Origin of the sequence: Achromobacter sp. HZ01 (assembly GCF_003267925.1) — a bacterium.
In the GTDB taxonomy this organism is placed as follows: domain Bacteria; phylum Pseudomonadota; class Gammaproteobacteria; order Burkholderiales; family Burkholderiaceae_B; genus Achromobacter; species Achromobacter pulmonis_A.
Genome location: NZ_LWKV01000004.1, coordinates 370,590 through 387,492, shown reverse-complemented (window position 1 = coordinate 387,492; position 16,903 = coordinate 370,590). Strand labels below are relative to the sequence as shown.

Below are 16,903 nucleotides of genomic sequence, written 5' to 3'. Positions count from 1 at the left end.
TTAGGAGCCTCCACCATGTGGTATTTCTCGTGGATACTCGGCCTGGGCCTGGCGTGCGCATTCGCCATCCTCAACGCGATGTGGTTCGAACTGCGCGAAGGCCATGCGCATGACCCGCGCGCCGGCCGCGACGACGAGTGAGGGGCGACACCAGCGCCCTCGAGCACGATCCCTCCGCAACGCTGGGCAAACCGCCGCGTGAACAGTCGCGGTGGCTGGCGGCGCTTGCCAGGGCCGCCCGGCTGCCGCTGATACTGGCGGGCGCCGCGCCGCTCGTCGGCGGCATCCTGATGGTGGCGCAGGCCTGGCTGCTGGCCAGCGTGCTGGACGCGGCCATCGTCGGGCAGGCGCCCCGGCACGAACTGATCGGCGGCATTCTCGGCATCGCCGCGCTCATGCTGGTCCGCGCGGCCATCGCCTGGGCGGGCGAGCGCGCCGGCGCCGAGGCCGCGGAACGCATCAAGCTGCACGTGCGGCTGTCGCTGTTCCGGCGCCTGCTGCGCCTCGGGCCGCACTGGAGCCGGGGCCGCGCCGCGGGCGAACTGGCCAGCGCGGTGGTGGACCAGGTCGAGGCGCTCGACGGCTATTTCGCCAAGTACCTGCCGGCCATGGCGGCGGCGGCCATGCTGCCGGTGGCGTTCTCCGTGGTGCTGCTGCCGGTGGACGTGATCGCCGGGCTGCTGCTGCTGGTCACCGCGCCGCTGATTCCGCTTTTCATGGCCCTGGTGGGCTGGGGCGCCCAGGGCGCCAGCCGCCGCCACCTGCGCGCGTTCGCGCGGCTGTCGGGCTTTTTCGCCGACCGCCTGCGCGGCCTGTCGACCCTGAAGCTGTATGGCCGGGCCGAGGCCGAAGCCGCCTCGGTGGCCGCGGCCAGCGACGCCCTGCGCCAACGCACCATGTCGGTATTGCGCATCGCCTTCCTGTCGTCGGCGGTGCTGGAGTTCTTCGCCGCGCTGGGCGTGGCGGGCGTGGCCGTCTATATCGGCCTGACCTATCTGGGCTTTCTGGACGTGCGCTGGACGCCGCTTACCCTGCAGGCGGGCCTGTTCTGTCTGCTGATGGCGCCGGAGGTCTATGCGCCGCTGCGCCAGTTCGCGGCGCACTACCACGACCGCGCCACGGCGCTGGCGGCGGTCACGCAGATCGCCGCCTTGTTCGACGGCCTGCCGCAGGACGACGGAACCGGCGATCGCGTCGAAACCGGCGTCCCCGCCGCGCCCGCATCGCGCGGCGCGGGCGCGGCGGTGGCCGTGGCGGGCCTGGGCGTGCAGGCGCCGGGGCGCAGCCGCCCGGTGCTGTCCGGCGCCGCGCTGGCGCTGGCCCCGGGCGAGCATGTGGCGCTGATGGGGCCCAGCGGCATCGGCAAGTCCACGCTGCTGGAGGCGCTTGCGCGCCTGCGCCCGGCCGAAGGGGACATCCGCATCGACGGCCTGCCGCTGGCCGAATGGAGCGAGGCGGCCCTGCGCGAACGCGTGGTGCTGATCGGGCAGAAGCCGCAGCTGCTGGCGGGCTCCATCGCCGACAACATCCGCCTGGGCCGGCCCGACGCCAGCGACGCCGAGCTGCGCGAAGCCGCCAGGCGCGCCTGCGTGCTGGAATTCGCCGAGGCGCTGCCGCAAGGGCTGCAGACGCGGCTGGGCGGGCGCGGCCACGGGCTGTCCGGCGGGCAGGCGCAGCGCGTGGCGCTGGCGCGCCTGTTCCTGCGCGATCCGGGCCTGATCCTGCTCGACGAGCCCACGGCGCACCTGGACGAGGACACGCAGGCGCGCGTGCTGGACGAGATTCTGGCCTTTTCGGCCGGCCGCAGCCTGTTGCTGGCGACGCATGCGCCGGCCGTGGCGGCGCGGCTGGGCCGGATCTTGCGCGTGGCCGACGCGAAAGTGGAAGACGCATGAAGAACCTGTTGCTGCTGCTGCCGCTGTATGCCCGCCGAAAAAGCGGGCTTTTGCTCGCATTATTCTGCGCGCTGGCCACGGTGGCGGCGGGCGTGGGCCTGCTGGGCGTGTCGGGATGGTTCCTGACCGGGGCCGCGCTGGCCGGCGCGGGCGCCGCGTTCAACTTGTTCGCGCCGTCGGCGCTGGTGCGCGCGCTGTCGTTCCTGCGCATCGTGGCGCGCTACGCCGACCGCGTCGTCGGCCATGCCGCCACGCTGCGCCTGCTGGCGGACCTGCGCGCCGTGGTGTTCGCGGCGCTCACGCGGCTGACGCCGCGGCAACTGGCGCGCTACCGCGACGGCGACCTGGTGGCGCGCATGACGGGCGACGTGGACGCGCTGGACACGGTATTCCTGTTCGTGCTGGCGCCGCTGGCCACCGCGCTGCTGGGCGGCGCCATCCTGACCGCGGTGCTGGGGCGCTGGGTGCCCGCCGCCGCGCTGGCGTTCGCGCTGGCGCTGTTGACGGCCTGCGTGCTGGTGCCCCTGTGGCTGTTGCGGGCCGCGCGCCGGCCGGGCGCGGCGGCGCAGGAAAGCGCGGCCGGACTGCGCGCGGCCACGCTGGACGCGGTGGATGGGCATGCCGACATGGTGGCGCTGCACGCGCAGGCGCAGACCACGGATCACTTCGAGCGGCTGTGCCAGGCCAGCGCGGCCGCGCGCGGCGACCAGGCGCGGGTCGCGGCCCGGGGCCAGTTCTTCCTGCAGTTCGCCGCCGGCGCGGCGGTGCTGGCCTGGCTCTGGTTCGGCCTGGACACGCTGGCCACCGGACGGATCAGCGGTCCGGTGCTGGCCGGCCTGCTGCTGGCGGTCATCGGCATCTTCGAAGTGGCCGGTCCCATCATGCGCGGCGTCTCGCGCATGGGCTCGGCGATGTCGGCGGCGGCGCGCATCCGCGAGGTGACGCAAAGCCAGCCCGACATGCTCGATCCCGATGCGCCGCAGGCCCTGCCCGAGACCGGCGCGCTGGAACTGGACGGCGTGCGCTTCGCCTATCCCGCCGCGCCCGGGGAGCCGGCGCCGGCGGTGCTGGAAGACGTGAGCCTGCGCGTGGCGCCGGGCGAAAGCGTGGCCATCCTGGGGGCGAGCGGCGCCGGCAAATCGACCCTGCTGCATCTGCTGCTGCGCCTGGAAGATCCGCAGGCCGGGCAGGTGCGTTTCGGCGGCGTGGACGCGCGCGCCTGCGCGCAGGCCGACTGGCACCGCCGCGTCGCCTTGCTGTCGCAGGAGGCGCCGGTGTTCCTGGGCACGCTGCGCACCAATCTGCTCATCGGCGATCCGCAGGCCGACGACGCCGCGCTGTGGCGCGCGCTGGACGCGGCGCGTCTGGGCGATTTCGTGCGCGGCCTGCCCGAAGGGCTGGACACCTGGGCGGGCGAAACCGGTTCGCGGCTGTCGGCAGGCCAGGCGCGCCGCCTGTGCCTGGCGCGCGCGCTGCTGTCGCCGGCCGCGGTCATCGTGCTGGACGAGCCCACCGCCGGCCTGGACGCCGCCGCCGAAACCGCGTTCTTCCAGGACCTGCGAGCCGCGGTGCGCGGGCGCGCCGTGGTGCTCGCCACCCACGCGGCCTTGCCGCCGGGGGCGGTCGACCGAAGCTACCGATTACGCGCCGGCCGCCTGCATAAACATGGTCGGAACGCCGTCCTGGCTTAAGCGCGGCCGCGAGGTTATAGTTCGCCTTGCTTCAATTCTTCAGGGCCGTCTTCCATGCAGACCGACTACGCCGAGTACATCCGGCGCACCATCCGCAGCGTTCCAGACTGGCCCCAACCCGGTGTCGTTTTTCGCGATATCACGCCGGTGCTGCAGGATCCGCGCGCATTCCGGGTGCTGATCGATCTCTTCGTCTACCGTTACATGCGCCAGCGCCTGGACCTGGTGGCCGGGATCGACGCGCGCGGGTTCATCGTGGGCAGCGTGCTGGCCTATGAACTGAACCTGGGCTTCGTGCCCGTGCGCAAGAAGGGCAAGCTGCCGTTTCGCACGGTGGCCGAGGAATACTCGCTGGAGTACGGCAACGCGTCCGTCGAAATGCACACGGACGCGGTGCGCACCGGCCAGCGCGTCCTGCTGGTGGATGACCTGATCGCCACCGGCGGCACCATGCTGGCCGCCATCAACCTGCTGCAGCGCCTGGGCGCCAACGTGGTCGAGGCCGCGGCCATCATCGACCTGCCCGGCCTGGGCGGTTCGGCCAAGGTCGCCGCCACCGGCACGCCGCTTTTCACGGTCTGTCAGTACGGGGACGATTGATCACGCATCCAGCAACCGCGGCTGGATGAAGTCCAGGAACGCCTTGGTCTTGGCCGGCAGCATGCGCGAGGGCAGCAGCGCGAACAGCGGCAGCGGCGTCAGGCTCCAGTCGGGCAGCACGCGCACCAGGCTGGATTGCTGGATGGCGCGCTCCATGGCGTCGAACACCAGCAGCGGCGTGATGCCCAGGCCCTGGCTGGCCAGGCGGGCGAGCATGCCGACGTTGTTGGCCGACAGCCGCCCCGACACCTGCACGCGTTCCACCTTGTCGCCCGAATGCAGCATCCAGAAGGATGAGTCCTCGCGCATGGTGGGCCGCAGGCATTCGTGGTGGGCGAGATCGGCCGGCGTGCGCGGTTCGCCGTGGCGGGCCAGGTAGTCGGGCGAGGCGTACAGCTGGTGCGCCATCAGCACGATCTTGCGCGATATCAGGCTGGAGTCCGGCTGCTGGCCGAAGCGCAGCACCAGGTCGAACGGATTGCTGATGGGATCGATCGGCCGCATGCTCAGATCGAAATCGCATTCGATGTCCGGATGCTGTTCGCGGAATTCGCGGATCACGGCGGGCAGGAATAGCTGCGCCAGGCTGGTGGGCAGGGAAATGCGCAGCCGGCCCTTGGGCTGCACCGCCATGTCCAGCAGCTGGTCGTGCGCGATGCGCGCCTCTTCCACGATGTGGCGGCAGCGCTCGAAATAGACGGCGCCGGCTTCGGTCAGGTCGATCTTGCGGGTGCTGCGGTTGAGCAGCCGCATTCCGATGCTGCGTTCCAGTTCGCTGACCCGGCGCGAGAGGGTGGAGGTTGGAATATTCAAGGCTTCGGCCGCGTGGCTGAAGTTCTTGCGCTTGGCGACTTCGACGAACAGGGCGATGTCGTTAAGCTGTATATCCATAGGTCCTCGTCATTCAAAATTCCATTTCTGGCAGATTCATATCATAAATGTAATTATTGTCCCGCCAGCAGGAATGTCTATTCAGCGCGGGATAAAAGTCCGGGGCGCGCATGGCGTAATCCGGCGCCGTTACGTAGCTTGCGCGTGGCTGAATGCCGGACAGGCTTGCGGCACAACGGTTTTCCCAAATCTTGTGCAAAAATTGATCGGGTTTGGCCGGCGATAGCCAGGAATTATCCCGTTCATGAAAATATGTTCGCCAAATTAAGGGTTTTTACTAGGTCGCAATCGCCAGATACTTCGTCCCAGCAATCAAATTGTCATATCGCGGCGCCAGCCTGGCGCCTGCGGTGTGCAAGGTTTAGGATGGAGTCGTCTCAATGAAAGCCCTAGCTACCGCCCTTATGGTTACCGCCACGCTGGTAGGCATGTCCGCCGCTCACGCCGATGGCAAGACGCGTGAACAAGTCCAACAGGAACTGCAGGCCGCCAAGGCCGCCGGCCAGGTCACGTTCGGTGAACTGGATTACCCGCCTGTCGCCGCCGAGCGCAGCGGCATGTCGCGCGAGCAGGTCCAACAGGAACTGCAAGCCGCCCAGGCCGCCGGCCAGGTGACCTCGGCCGAGCTGGACTACCCGCCCAAGGCCGCCGTGTCGCAATCGGCCGGCAAGACCCGCGAGCAGGTCCGCCAGGAACTGGCCGAGGCCAAGGCGCGCGGCGAATACACCTTCGGCGAACTGGATTACCCGCCCCAAGGCAAGTAAGCCGCTCGCGCCGCAAGGCCGTCGAGAACCCCTCGCGCATGCAGGCCGAGGGGTTTTTCTTTGGCGCGCGCGGATCGATAGTGTTGCGCGCGCGCATCGGAATTGGACGGCGGCCGCGACAACTGTTGTGGGTCGGCCTGGGCGCGCCAACAATGTCCAGGACGGTCGTTTTCCGAATGCGTGCAATGATTCACATTTGATATCAGTGCGTTAGCGGCGGTTTCCAGAAATCGCCTGACCGGCGGCGCCGGCCATTATTCCAACCATGGAAAGTTGTTCTTCGAAATCCGGGTTACTTCGAATTGGCGCAGGCAGGACACTAGCTTCAGTGCATGCGCCGCGGCCTGCCGCGGCACGCAAATTCCGGCCCGCTTGCGTGGTGGGTTTGCGATTTGCCTTTATCTCGCCATATTGGGGACTTATATGAAGAAGACGTTATTGGCCGCAACGCTGCTGGCCGGCTTTGCCGGCGCAGCGCAGGCCGCCGACTCCGTGACGCTGTACGGCTTGATCGACGCCGGCGTCGGCTACGAAAGAGTGAAGTTCGACGGCCATGCGCAAAGCCGCTTCGGCGGCGTGCAGGGCGTGAGCAGCGGCTCGCGTTTCGGCCTGCGCGGCACGGAAGACCTGGGCGACGGCCTGCGCGCCGTCTTCACGCTGGAAGGCGGCTTCGGCCCGATGAACGGCAACTCGCTGCAGAACGGCCGCCTCTGGGGCCGCCAGGCCACCGTCGGCCTGGACAGCGATAGCTGGGGCCGTCTGGAATTCGGCCGCCAGACCAACCTGGCGTCCAAGTACTTCGGTTCGATCGACCCGTTCTCGATCAGCTACAACACCGCCAACATGGGCACCACGTTCGGCAGCGCCAACACGATGCGCCTGGACAACATGGTGCTGTACCAGACCCCCAGCATGGGCGGCTTCAAGGTTGGCGTGGGCTACTCGTTCAGCGCCGATGACACGGTCACGGACAGCAAGCAGACCGGCTTCGAAAGCGGCAACAACAACCGCGTGCTGACCGCCGGCATCCAGTACGTCAACGGCCCGCTGAACCTGGCCGCCGCGTACGACCGCTTCAACCCGTCCAACGACAGCGCCGGCGGCAAGTCGTCCGCGCGCATCCAGGAATACATCGTCGGCGGTTCGTATGACTTCGAAGTCGTGAAGCTGGCCGCGGCGTTCGGCCAGACCCGCGACGGCTGGTTCGTGGGCCAGAACATGGGCACCACGCCGGACGGCATGGAGAAGCTGGGCACGTTCAAGCTGGCCGATGGCTTTCGCGCCAACTCGTACATGATCGGCGCGACCGTGCCGCTGGGCCGCCACGCCGTGTTCGGCTCGTGGCAGCGCGCGACCCCCAGCAACGACAGGCTGACCGGCGACGACGCGACCTTCAACGTCTACAGCCTGGGCTACACCTACGACCTCTCCAAGCGCACCAACCTGTACGCGTACGCCTCCTACGGCGACAACTACGCGTTCCAGCGCGATGCGACCGACACCGCTGTTGCGGTGGGCGTGCGCCACCGTTTCTGAGCGACAGTACGTCCGGCCGATACCTTGCTGAATGCGCGGCCCGTCTCCGCGGGCCGCCGAGTGACAGCGAACCCCCCTCCCAGGTTGGGGCCGGACGTATCTGGAGCAGGAAAGGGAAGGGCCTCCGCAAGGAGGCCCTCTCGTTTTTTCGCCGCGGCGCCGAGGCGCGCGCCGCCCGCTACAGGAACAGCTTGTAGGCCGGGTTGTCGGTCTCGTTCCAGTGCGGATAGCCGAGTTCGGCCACGAAGCTGCGGAACTGCTTCTTGTCGGCCGGCGGCACCTGGATGCCGATCAAGATGCGGCCGTAGTCGGCGCCCTGGTTGCGGTAATGGAACAGGCTGATGTTCCAGTCCGGATTCATCGCGTTCAGAAAGCGCATCAGCGCGCCCGGGCGTTCCGGGAACTCGAAGCGGTACAGCAGTTCGTTGCGCGCCAGCGCCGAACGTCCGCCCACCATGTGGCGCAGGTGGGTCTTGGCCATTTCGTCATGCGTCAGGTCCAGCGTATCGAATCCGTGGCGGCGGAAATTGGCCGCGATCTTGTCCGGCTCGGCCGCCGACGACACCTGGATGCCGACGAAGACGTGCGCGCGGTCCGAATCCGAGATGCGGTAGTTGAACTCGGTGACGCTGCGCTCGCCCACCAGTTCGCAGAAGCGGCGGAAGCTGCCGCGCTGCTCGGGCATGGTGACGGCGAAGATGGCTTCGCGCATTTCGCCCACTTCGGCGCGTTCGGACACGAAGCGCAGGCGGTCGAAATTCATGTTGGCCCCGCAGGCGATGGCCACCAGGGTCTTGCCCTTCAGGTTCTGCTCGGCCGCGTATTGCTTGGCGCCGGCCACCGCCATCGCGCCGGCCGGCTCGAGCACGCTGCGCGTGTCCTGGAACACGTCCTTGATGGCTGCGCAGATCGCGTCGGTATTGACCACCACGAAGTCGTCGACGTACTGGCGCGTGAGCTTGAAGGTTTCCGCGCCCACCATCTTCACCGCCGTGCCGTCGGAAAACAGCCCCACGTCGTTCAACTGCACCCGCCGGCCCGCGCGCACGCTGCGCAGCATGGCGTCGGAGTCTTCGGTCTGCACGCCGATGATCTTGATTTCCGGGCGCAGCTGCTTGATGTAGGCCGCCACGCCCGCGATCAGGCCGCCGCCGCCGATGGCCACGAAGATGGCGTCGATCGGGCCGGGATGCTGGCGCAGGATCTCCATGCCCACCGTGCCCTGGCCGGCGATGACATCGGGATCGTCGAAGGGATGGACGAAGGTCAGCTTTTCCTTCTTTTCCAGCACCTGCGCGTGCGCGTAGGCGTCGGAGAAGCTCTCGCCGGCCAGCACCACCTCGCCGCCCAGCCGGCGCACCGCGTCGATCTTCACCTGCGGGCTGGTGGTGGGCATGACGATGACGGCCCGGCAGCCCAGCCGGCTGGCCGCCAGCGCCACGCCTTGCGCGTGGTTGCCGGCGGAAGCAGCGATCACGCCGCGGCTGCGCGCCGCCGGGCTCAGGTTGGCCATCTTGTTGTACGCCCCGCGCAGCTTGAAGCTGAACACCGCCTGGGTATCTTCGCGTTTGAGCAGGACCGTGTTCGAAATCCGCTGCGACAGCAGCGGGGCCGCCTCCAGCGGGGATTCGACCGCGACGTCGTAAACCTTGGAAGTCAGGATGCGTTTCAGGTAATCGGTGGACATGGAGCGTGCAGAGTAGGGAAGTGGGGGAGATTATTGCAGACGGCCGGGCGCGGCTACACTCGCCCCACTATGGAAGAAAGTCTGTTGTCCGCCGTTCACTGGATGCTGGGGGTGCTGGCGCTGCCCTCGGTCGGCCTGTCCGCGATCTTCACGGTTTCGCTGGTGTCGGCGACCCTGCTGCCGATGGGCTCCGAGCCGGCCGTGTTCGGCTATATCAAGCTCGCGCCCGACATGTTCTGGCCGGCCGTGCTGGTGGCCACGCTGGGCAACACCATAGGCGGGGCCATCAGCTACGCGATGGGGCTGGGCGCCGAGCGCGCCGTGCAGCGCTGGAAGGAAAAACACCCCCATCCGCACCCCGACGCCACCGAAAGCGGACGCATGCGCGGGCGCTGGAACGAGCGGGCCCACGACTGGATCCACCGCATGGGCCCGCCGGCCCTGCTGCTGTCCTGGCTGCCCGCGGTGGGCGATCCGCTGTGCGCGGTGGCGGGGTGGCTGCGGCTGCCCTTCTGGCCCTGCGTGCTCTACATGGCCATCGGCAAGTTCCTGCGCTATCTGGTCATGACGGCCAGCCTGCTGTGGTTTTTCCCGGGGCAGATCTAGCGCCGGCGTCCCGATAAATAGGGGGCGCATTATTTCGGATTTTCCGCGGTTCCATGCCCGTTCCTGGGGGTATTCAGGGACAGACATGAACGATGGCATAAAATGTTTTTTTACGGGCCCCTCTTGCAGCCATGAACGCCCCACTCGCTAGCCACATCTTGAACGGGGCGATGCCGCCCGCAGCACCCGCGCGCTTGCGCGAAATCCCCTACAACTACACCTCGTTCTCCGACCGCGAGATCGTCGGCCGGTTGCTGGGCGACGATGCCTGGAGCCTGTTGACCGACCTGCGCGGCGAACGCCGCACCGGACGCTCGGCCCGCATGCTGTACGAGGTGCTGGGCGACATCTGGGTGGTGCGCCGCAATCCCTATCTGCAGGACGACCTGCTCGACAACCCCAAGCGCCGCAAGCAGCTCATCGAAGCCTTGCATCACCGCCTGGCCGAGATCGACCGCCGCCGCGAGCCCGACGTGCCTGCCGAGGCCGGCCACGACCCGCACCGCGACGAGAAGGTCGTCGGCCTGCTGGCGCGGGCCCGTTCGGCCATCGCCGCCTTCGAGGGCGAGTTCGACCAGACCGCCATGATGCGCAAGCAGGCGCAGAAGGCGCTGGGCCGCATCACCGCGCGCGACAACATCAAGTTCGACGGGCTGTCGCGGGTCTCGCACGTCACCGACGCCACCGACTGGCGCGTGGAGTATCCCTTCGTGGTGCTGACGCCGGACTCGGAAGACGAAGTCGCGGCGCTGGTCACGGCCTGTATCGAGCTGGGCCTGACCATCATCCCGCGCGGCGGCGGCACCGGCTATACCGGCGGCGCGATTCCGCTGACCTGGAAGTCGGCCGTCATCAACACCGAGAAATTCGACAAGCTGGGCCAGGTCGAGTCCTGTATCCTGCCCGGGCTCACCGAGCCCGTGGCGGTCATCCATGCCGGCGCCGGCGTGGTGACCAAGCGGGTCTCCGAGGCCGCCGAGGCGGCGGGCTTCGTCTTCGCCGTCGACCCGACCTCGGCCGAGGCCTCGTGCGTGGGCGGCAACATCGCCATGAACGCCGGCGGCAAGAAAGCCGTGCTGTGGGGCACCGCGCTGGACAACCTGGCCTGGTGGCGCATGGTCGACCCCAACGGCAACTGGCTCGAAGTCAGCCGCCTCGACCACAACATGGGCAAGATCCACGACGTGGACGTGGCCCGCTTCGAACTCAAGTGGTTCGACGGCCGCGGCAAGCCGGGCGAGCGCCTGCTCAAGACCGAGACGCTGGAGATCCAGGGCCGCGTGTTCCGCAAGGAAGGCCTGGGCAAGGACGTCACCGACAAGTTCCTGGCCGGCCTGCCGGGCATCCAGAAAGAAGGCTGCGACGGCCTGATCACGTCGGCGCGCTGGGTGCTGCACCGCATGCCGCGCCATACGCGCACGGTCTGCATGGAATTCTTCGGCCAGGCGCGCGACGCGATCCCGTCGATCGTCGAGGTCAAGGGCTACCTGGACGGCGAGGGCCGCGCGCGCGGCGCCATCCTGGCCGGTCTGGAGCACCTGGACGAACGCTACCTGCGCGCCGTGGGCTACGCCACCAAGAGCAAGCGCGGCGTGCTGCCCAAGATGGTCCTGATCGGCGACATCGTCGGCGATGACGAGGACGCGGTGGCCGCGGCGGCCAGCGAGGTCGTGCGCCTGGCCAACACCCGCCACGGCGAGGGCTTCGTGGCCGTCAGCCCCGAAGCGCGCAAGAAGTTCTGGCTGGACCGCTCGCGCACCGCCGCCATCGCGCGCCACACCAACGCCTTCAAGATCAACGAAGACGTGGTGATTCCGCTGCCGCGCATGGGCGAATACACCGATCACATCGAGCGCATCAACATCGAGCTCTCGACCCGCAACAAGCTCAAGCTGCTGGGCGCGCTGGAGGCCTATCTGCGCACGCCGCTGCCGGTGGGCAAGGCCGACGACAGCGAGACCGACATCGCGGACACCCGCGCCGAGGCGCTGGCCGAGCGCACCCGCCAGGCGCTGGAGCTGCTGGCCGGCGCACGCCGCCGCTGGCAGTGGCTGCTGGACAACCTGGACATGCCGCTGGCGCAGGCCTTGCCCGAGCTGCACGGCCTGGGCATGGGCGAACTGCAGGCCACGCTGTCGGACCGCGTGGCGGCCCAGCCCGGCGCGCGCCTGTTCGACGTGGTGCAGGACCGCAGCATCCGCGTGTCCTGGAAGGCCGAAGTGCTGGCCGGGCTGCAGCGCACCTACTCGGGCGCGGCCTACAAGAAGATCGTCGACGAGCTGATCGCCATCCACGGCCGCGTGCTCAAGAGCCGCGTGTTCGTCGCGCTGCACATGCACGCCGGCGATGGCAACGTGCACACCAACATCCCCGTCAACTCGGACGACTACGAGATGCTGCAGGAGGCCCACCAGGCCGTCGAGCGCATCATGCAGATCGCCCGCGACCTGGACGGCGTGATCTCCGGCGAGCACGGCATCGGCCTGACCAAGTACGAATTCCTGACCGACGCCGAACTGGCGCCGTTCCAGGAATACAAGCGCCGCGTGGACCCCAACGGCCACTTCAACGCCGGCAAGCTCATGCCCGGCGCCGACCTGCGCCACGCCTGGACGCCCAGCTTCAACCTGATGGGCCACGAGTCGCTCATCATGCAGCAAAGCGACATCGGCGCGATCTCGGAATCCATCAAGGACTGCCTGCGCTGCGGCAAGTGCAAGCCGGTGTGCGCCACGCACGTGCCGCGCGCCAACCTGCTTTATTCGCCGCGCAACAAGATCCTGGCGACCTCGCTGCTGGTGGAGGCTTTCCTGTACGAAGAGCAGACCCGCCGCGGCGTGAGCCTGAAGCACTGGGAAGAATTCGAGGACGTGGCCGACCACTGCACGGTCTGCCACAAGTGCTACAACCCCTGTCCGGTCGACATCGACTTCGGCGACGTATCCATGAACATGCGCGCCGTGCTGCGGCGCATGGGCCGCAAGTCCTTCAATCCCGGCACGGCCAGCGCCATGTTCTTCCTGAACGCCAAGGACCCGGCCACCATCAACGCCACCCGCAAGGCGATGGTGGGCGTGGGCTACAAGGTGCAGCGCGCCGCGCACGACCTGCTCTCGGGCCTGGTCAAGAAGCAGACGTCGGCGCCGCCGGCCACGGTCGGCAAGCCGCCGCTGCGCGAGCAGGTGGTGCACTTCGTCAACAAGAAGATGCCGGGCGGGCTGCCCAAGCAGGCCGCGCGCAAGCTGCTGGACATCGAAGACGCCAACTACGTGCCCATCATCCGCGACCCCAAGGCCACCACGGCCGACACGGAAGCGGTGTTCTACTTCCCGGGCTGCGGCTCGGAGCGCCTGTTCTCGCAGGTCGGCCTGGCCACCCAGGCCATGCTGTGGCATGCGGGCGTGCAGACCGTGCTGCCGCCGGGCTACCTGTGCTGCGGCTATCCTCAGCGCGGCAACGGCATGACCGACAAGGCCGAGCAGATCATCACCGATAACCGGGTGCTGTTCCACCGCGTCGCCAACACGCTGAACTACCTGGACATCAAGACCGTGGTGGTCAGCTGCGGCACCTGCTACGACCAGCTGGCCGGCTACGAGTTCGACAAGATCTTCCCCGGCTGCCGCCTGATCGACATCCACGAATACCTGCTGGAAAAAGGCATCAGGCTCGAAGGCGCCAAGGGCGTGCGCTACATGTACCACGACCCCTGCCACACGCCCATGAAGCTGCAGGAGCCGATGAAGACCGTGCGCGCGCTGGTGGGCGAGGGCGCGGTCAAGAGCGACCGCTGCTGCGGCGAATCCGGCACGCTGGCCGTCACCCGGCCGGACATCTCCACGCAGGTGCGCTTCCGCAAGCAGGAGGAACTGCTCAAGGGCGACGCCGCGCTGCGTAGCGACGGTTTCACGGGCGACGTGAAGGTGCTGACCTCGTGCCCGTCGTGCCTGCAGGGCCTGTCGCGCTATCAGGGCGACACCGGCATGGACGCCGACTACATCGTGGTCGAGATGGCGCGCCACATCCTGGGCGAAAGCTGGATGGAGGACTACGTCCGCCGCGCCAACGCGGGCGGCATCGAGCGCGTGCTGGTGTAAGTCGGACACACGCGCCCGGCGGCATTGCGCCGGGCGCGTTCATTGACGGGGCGCAATGCGGCGCGGCCCGGCTTCATGTTGAGATTCGTTTTTAAATAAAATCGATTCTCATTATTGAGTTCGGACACCCGTATTGCGCCATGCCCGCTTCTTCCAGAACCACCATCCTCGCCGCTGCCCTGGCGGCCGCGGCCAGCCTGCCTGCCGGCGCCGCCCTGCAGCCCATGTCCGAAGCGCCGCTGGCCGGCGAGGCCGAACTCCAGTGCCGCTTCGGCGAGGACAACAGCACCGAGTGCGTCAGCACCTACCGGTACACCATTCTGACGCCGGCCGGGCGCGACGTGGTCTCGCGCATCGACCGCAGCTATCCGGAGACCGACAGCCTGGAAGTCTTGCGCGCGGAGCTGATCCAGCCGGGCGAGCCGCCGGCGCCGCTGGCCGACGAACAGATCGACACCCGCATGGCGCCCAATCCGGACCAGGGCTTTCTGCGGTTCAAGCAGACCTCGCTGGCCTTTCGCAATCTGCGGGTGGGCAGCACCATCGTCTTCACGCTGCGGGAACGTTCCGCCGGCATCGCGCAGGCCACGCAATTCCATTACCGGCTCAATCTGACGCCGGCGCAGGTGCGCCAGGACCGCTTCCGGGCCGAGTTCAGCGCCGGCCGTCCGATGGTCTGGCGCGCCGAGGCCATGGACGACTATCGCATCGAGGCGTCGCCCGACGCCAGGCGCATCACCGTGGCGCTGAAAACCACGCCGTACTACCACGCCTACGTCAATGAATCCGACAACGGCTATCTGCGCCGGCCCCCGCGCCTGGAGATCGGCAGCGCCGCCGGGCTGCAGGATTATTTCGGCCCGTTCGCCGCGCGCTACAACGAGATCCTGTCGGCGCCGCTGCCGCCGGCCGCCGCCCAGGCCGTCCAGGCGCAGCGCGGCAAGACGCCGCAGCAGGCCGTGGCCGGCCTGATGCGCCACATCCACGAACGCTACCGCTACCTGGCCGACTGGCGCGGCAGCGAACGCGGGTTCATTCCGTTCACGCTGGACGAGATCGAGCGCCGCGGCTACGGCGACTGCAAAGACCTGACCGTGCTGCTGACCGCCATGCTGCGCGCGGCCGGCATCGCGGCCGAGCCCGCCCTGGTGGTACGCGGCGCCGTGGCCCCGAGCGTGCTGCTGCCGGGCATGGCGGCGCCCAACCACTCGGTCGTGCGGGCCCGCGTGCAGGGCAAGACCTGGTGGCTGGACCCGACCAATCCGGTCTTCGTGCCCGACTTCATCATGCCCGACATCCAGCAGCGTTGGGCCTTCGTCATGGACGCCCAGGGCCGCATGCGGCGCGAGGACATTCCGCTGGAGCGGCCGATGCCCAGCTTCGCCGCCACCCGCCGCGAGCGCTTCCTCCAGGACGGGCAGGCCGAGGTCCGCGCCTCGGTGGATCTGGCCGGCATGGCGGCGGTGCAATTGAGCCTGGGCGACCGGCAAGCGGGCACGACGGCGATGGACCAGGTCCTGTGCCGCAGCTTTGCCCCCGAAAACCGCGATTGCAGCCTGCGCCGTCCGGCCAGCGGCTTCGTGATGCCGCCCGTCTATCGCATCGACGCCACGCTGGTGGACCTGCAGGCGCTGGAACGGGCCGGCGCCGGGTACGTGCGCACGCAGTCCGCGCTGGCCGAGGACTGGGAATTCTTCGCGCGCTATCGCCGCACGGGCCAGCTGGCGGACATCTATCTCGGCGCGCCGGAGGTCCTGTCCCATGACGTGACGCTGACCGGCGCCACAAGCGATGCGCCGGCGCTGCGCTGCCGCGTGCGTTCGCCCTGGATCGACGTGGACCTGGAAGGCGCGCCGGCCGGGTCGGACTATCGCTACCGCTACCGCAGCCTCAGGAAGGTGGGCTGGTTCAGCCACGCCGACATCACGTCGGAGGCCTTCGGCCAGGCCATCGAACAGGGCAGGCAGTGCGTGGCGTCGCTGCGCATGACGGTCGCGCCGCCGGACCGGTGAGCGCGCCCGCGCCCAAGTAAAAAAACGCGGCCGCAAGGGCCGCGTTTTCATTGCCTGCGAAAAGCCGGCTTATTCGAGCTTGATGCCCGCCTTCTTGATCACGTCCGCCCAGGCGCTGCGCTCCTGCTCGGCGTAGGCCTTGAATTCCTGGGCCGACAGCGGCATGGGGATGACGCCCATGTCCAGCATCTTCTGGGACACGGCCGGGCTCTTGAGCGTGGCGTCCAGGTCGGCCGAGAGCTTCTTGACCACGTCGGCCGGCAGGCCGTCCGGGCCCACCAGGCCTTGCCAGGCGTACGCGACGAAATTGGCCACGCCCTGCTCGGCCATGGTCGGCGTGTCGGGCAGCACCGGCAGGCGCTCCGGCGTGGCGGCCGCCAGCACGCGCAGCTTGCCGGCCTTGACGTTGGGCAGGCCGGCGGCCAGGTCGATGAACATCAGGTCCACCTGGCCGCCCAGCAGGTCCTGGATGGCCGGGGCCGCGCCCTTGTAGGGCACGTGCAGCACGTCGGCGCCGGTGCGCTGCTTGAACAGCTCCAGCGCCAGGTGGTGGGGCGAGCCCGCGCCGGCCGACGCCGCCGTCAGCTTGCCCGGTTCCTTCTTGGCGGCCGCCAGCACCTCGTCCACCGTCTTGTACGGGGAATTGACGTTCACCGCCAGCAGCAGCGGGAACTTGGCGATGCCGCCGATATAGGTGAACTTGGCCGGATCGTAGGACAGCTTGGCGTACAGCGACGAGTTGAAGGCCAGGGTGCCGGAGTCGGCGGTGCCGACCACATAGCCCGACGGTTCGGCCTGGGCGATGGCGGTGGCGCCGATGATGGTGGCGGCGCCCGGGCGGTTCTCGACCACGATGGTCTGGCCCAGCGTCTTTTCCAGGCTGCTGGCGACGGTGCGGGCCACGACGTCGGTGCCGCCGCCGGCCGGGTAGGGCACGATCCAGCGCACGGGCTGGGTGGGCCAGGATTGGGCGCTGGCCGCGCCGGCGGCCAGGGTCAGGGCGGCGAGCGCCAGCAGGCGCTTCATGGGCTTGTGCATGGGGTGTCTCCTTGTGCGGAAGGGCTAAAGCGCGGCGGTCGCAGCCTTGGTCGCCGTCGAATTCACGCCGCTTTTTCTTGCGCCGC

12 protein-coding genes are annotated in these 16,903 nt (G+C 68.5%); 9 read left to right on the top strand and 3 right to left on the bottom strand.

Going from position 1 to position 16,903, the window contains the following annotated elements; all coding sequences use genetic code 11:
• The first annotated feature begins 15 nt into the window (after positions 1-15).
• The 4 genes from cydX to A6B37_RS21385 are packed head-to-tail and all read left to right on the top strand — an operon-like array spanning position 16 to position 4,186.
• Positions 16-141, top strand: a complete 126-nt coding sequence (gene cydX / locus A6B37_RS21400) for a cytochrome bd-I oxidase subunit CydX (RefSeq protein WP_102775236.1) — start codon at positions 16-18, stop codon at positions 139-141.
• On the top strand, positions 138-1,895 hold the full coding sequence (gene cydD / locus A6B37_RS21395; RefSeq protein ID WP_111826858.1) for a thiol reductant ABC exporter subunit CydD: 1,758 nt from the start codon (positions 138-140) through the stop codon (positions 1,893-1,895). Before cydX ends, cydD begins: the two co-directional genes overlap by 4 nt.
• Positions 1,892-3,586 carry a thiol reductant ABC exporter subunit CydC gene (gene cydC / locus A6B37_RS21390; RefSeq protein ID WP_111826857.1) on the top strand — a complete coding sequence of 565 codons (1,695 nt, stop codon included), beginning with the start codon at positions 1,892-1,894 and terminating at the stop codon, positions 3,584-3,586. The genes cydD and cydC overlap by 4 nt, the downstream gene beginning before the upstream one ends.
• 54 nt (positions 3,587-3,640) lie before the next feature.
• Positions 3,641-4,186 carry an adenine phosphoribosyltransferase gene (locus A6B37_RS21385; protein WP_102775239.1) on the top strand — a complete coding sequence of 182 codons (546 nt, stop codon included), beginning with the start codon at positions 3,641-3,643 and terminating at the stop codon, positions 4,184-4,186.
• Here A6B37_RS21385 and A6B37_RS21380 read toward each other — a convergent pair whose 3' ends face one another.
• Positions 4,187-5,077: a LysR family transcriptional regulator gene (locus A6B37_RS21380; protein WP_111826856.1), complete on the bottom strand. Its 891-nt coding sequence runs from the start codon at positions 5,075-5,077 to the stop codon at positions 4,187-4,189.
• A gap of 380 nt (positions 5,078-5,457) precedes the next feature.
• On the opposite strand from A6B37_RS21380, the gene A6B37_RS21375 reads away from it, so the two are divergent.
• Together A6B37_RS21375 and A6B37_RS21370 are read left to right on the top strand one after the other, a co-directional pair.
• Positions 5,458-5,841, top strand: a complete 384-nt coding sequence (locus A6B37_RS21375; protein ID WP_102775241.1) for a DUF4148 domain-containing protein — start codon at positions 5,458-5,460, stop codon at positions 5,839-5,841.
• A gap of 423 nt (positions 5,842-6,264) precedes the next feature.
• Entirely contained in the window at positions 6,265-7,377 is a 1,113-nt protein-coding gene (locus A6B37_RS21370; protein WP_102775242.1) for a porin, read from the top strand.
• Between the two features lie 178 nt (positions 7,378-7,555).
• Here the strand turns inward: A6B37_RS21370 and ilvA are convergent, their stop codons facing one another.
• Positions 7,556-9,064 (bottom strand): threonine ammonia-lyase, biosynthetic, encoded by a 1,509-nt coding sequence (gene ilvA, locus A6B37_RS21365; RefSeq protein ID WP_102775243.1) that lies wholly within the window; start codon positions 9,062-9,064, stop codon positions 7,556-7,558.
• Positions 9,065-9,133: 69 nt separating this feature from the next.
• Between ilvA and A6B37_RS21360 the strand changes: the two genes are divergently transcribed.
• The 3 genes from A6B37_RS21360 (at position 9,134) to A6B37_RS21350 (ending at position 15,779) form a co-directional block, all read left to right on the top strand.
• On the top strand, positions 9,134-9,670 hold the full coding sequence (locus A6B37_RS21360) for a YqaA family protein (protein ID WP_102775244.1): 537 nt from the start codon (positions 9,134-9,136) through the stop codon (positions 9,668-9,670).
• A gap of 131 nt (positions 9,671-9,801) precedes the next feature.
• The gene (locus A6B37_RS21355; protein ID WP_102775245.1) at positions 9,802-13,767 is read left to right on the top strand and encodes an FAD/FMN-binding oxidoreductase; all 3,966 of its coding nucleotides are present in this window, start codon (positions 9,802-9,804) and stop codon (positions 13,765-13,767) included.
• A 140-nt stretch (positions 13,768-13,907) separates the two neighbouring features.
• A complete protein-coding gene (locus tag A6B37_RS21350; protein ID WP_111826855.1) occupies positions 13,908-15,779 on the top strand; it encodes a DUF3857 domain-containing transglutaminase family protein in 1,872 nt (623 codons plus the stop codon).
• Positions 15,780-15,848: 69 nt separating this feature from the next.
• Here the strand turns inward: A6B37_RS21350 and A6B37_RS21345 are convergent, their stop codons facing one another.
• Positions 15,849-16,817: a tripartite tricarboxylate transporter substrate binding protein gene (locus A6B37_RS21345; protein WP_111826854.1), complete on the bottom strand. Its 969-nt coding sequence runs from the start codon at positions 16,815-16,817 to the stop codon at positions 15,849-15,851.
• Positions 16,818-16,903: the final 86 nt, after the last annotated feature.

Coding starts and splice junctions, on each gene's coding strand:
- cydX (WP_102775236.1), top strand. CDS start 16: ATGTGGTATTTCTCGTGGATACTCGGCCTGGGCCTGGCGTGCGCATTC.
- cydC (WP_111826857.1), top strand. CDS start 1,892: ATGAAGAACCTGTTGCTGCTGCTGCCGCTGTATGCCCGCCGAAAAAGC.
- A6B37_RS21385 (WP_102775239.1), top strand. CDS start 3,641: ATGCAGACCGACTACGCCGAGTACATCCGGCGCACCATCCGCAGCGTT.
- A6B37_RS21380 (WP_111826856.1), bottom strand. CDS start 5,077: ATGGATATACAGCTTAACGACATCGCCCTGTTCGTCGAAGTCGCCAAG.
- A6B37_RS21375 (WP_102775241.1), top strand. CDS start 5,458: ATGAAAGCCCTAGCTACCGCCCTTATGGTTACCGCCACGCTGGTAGGC.
- A6B37_RS21370 (WP_102775242.1), top strand. CDS start 6,265: ATGAAGAAGACGTTATTGGCCGCAACGCTGCTGGCCGGCTTTGCCGGC.
- ilvA (WP_102775243.1), bottom strand. CDS start 9,064: ATGTCCACCGATTACCTGAAACGCATCCTGACTTCCAAGGTTTACGAC.
- A6B37_RS21360 (WP_102775244.1), top strand. CDS start 9,134: ATGGAAGAAAGTCTGTTGTCCGCCGTTCACTGGATGCTGGGGGTGCTG.
- A6B37_RS21355 (WP_102775245.1), top strand. CDS start 9,802: ATGAACGCCCCACTCGCTAGCCACATCTTGAACGGGGCGATGCCGCCC.
- A6B37_RS21350 (WP_111826855.1), top strand. CDS start 13,908: ATGCCCGCTTCTTCCAGAACCACCATCCTCGCCGCTGCCCTGGCGGCC.
- A6B37_RS21345 (WP_111826854.1), bottom strand. CDS start 16,817: ATGCACAAGCCCATGAAGCGCCTGCTGGCGCTCGCCGCCCTGACCCTG.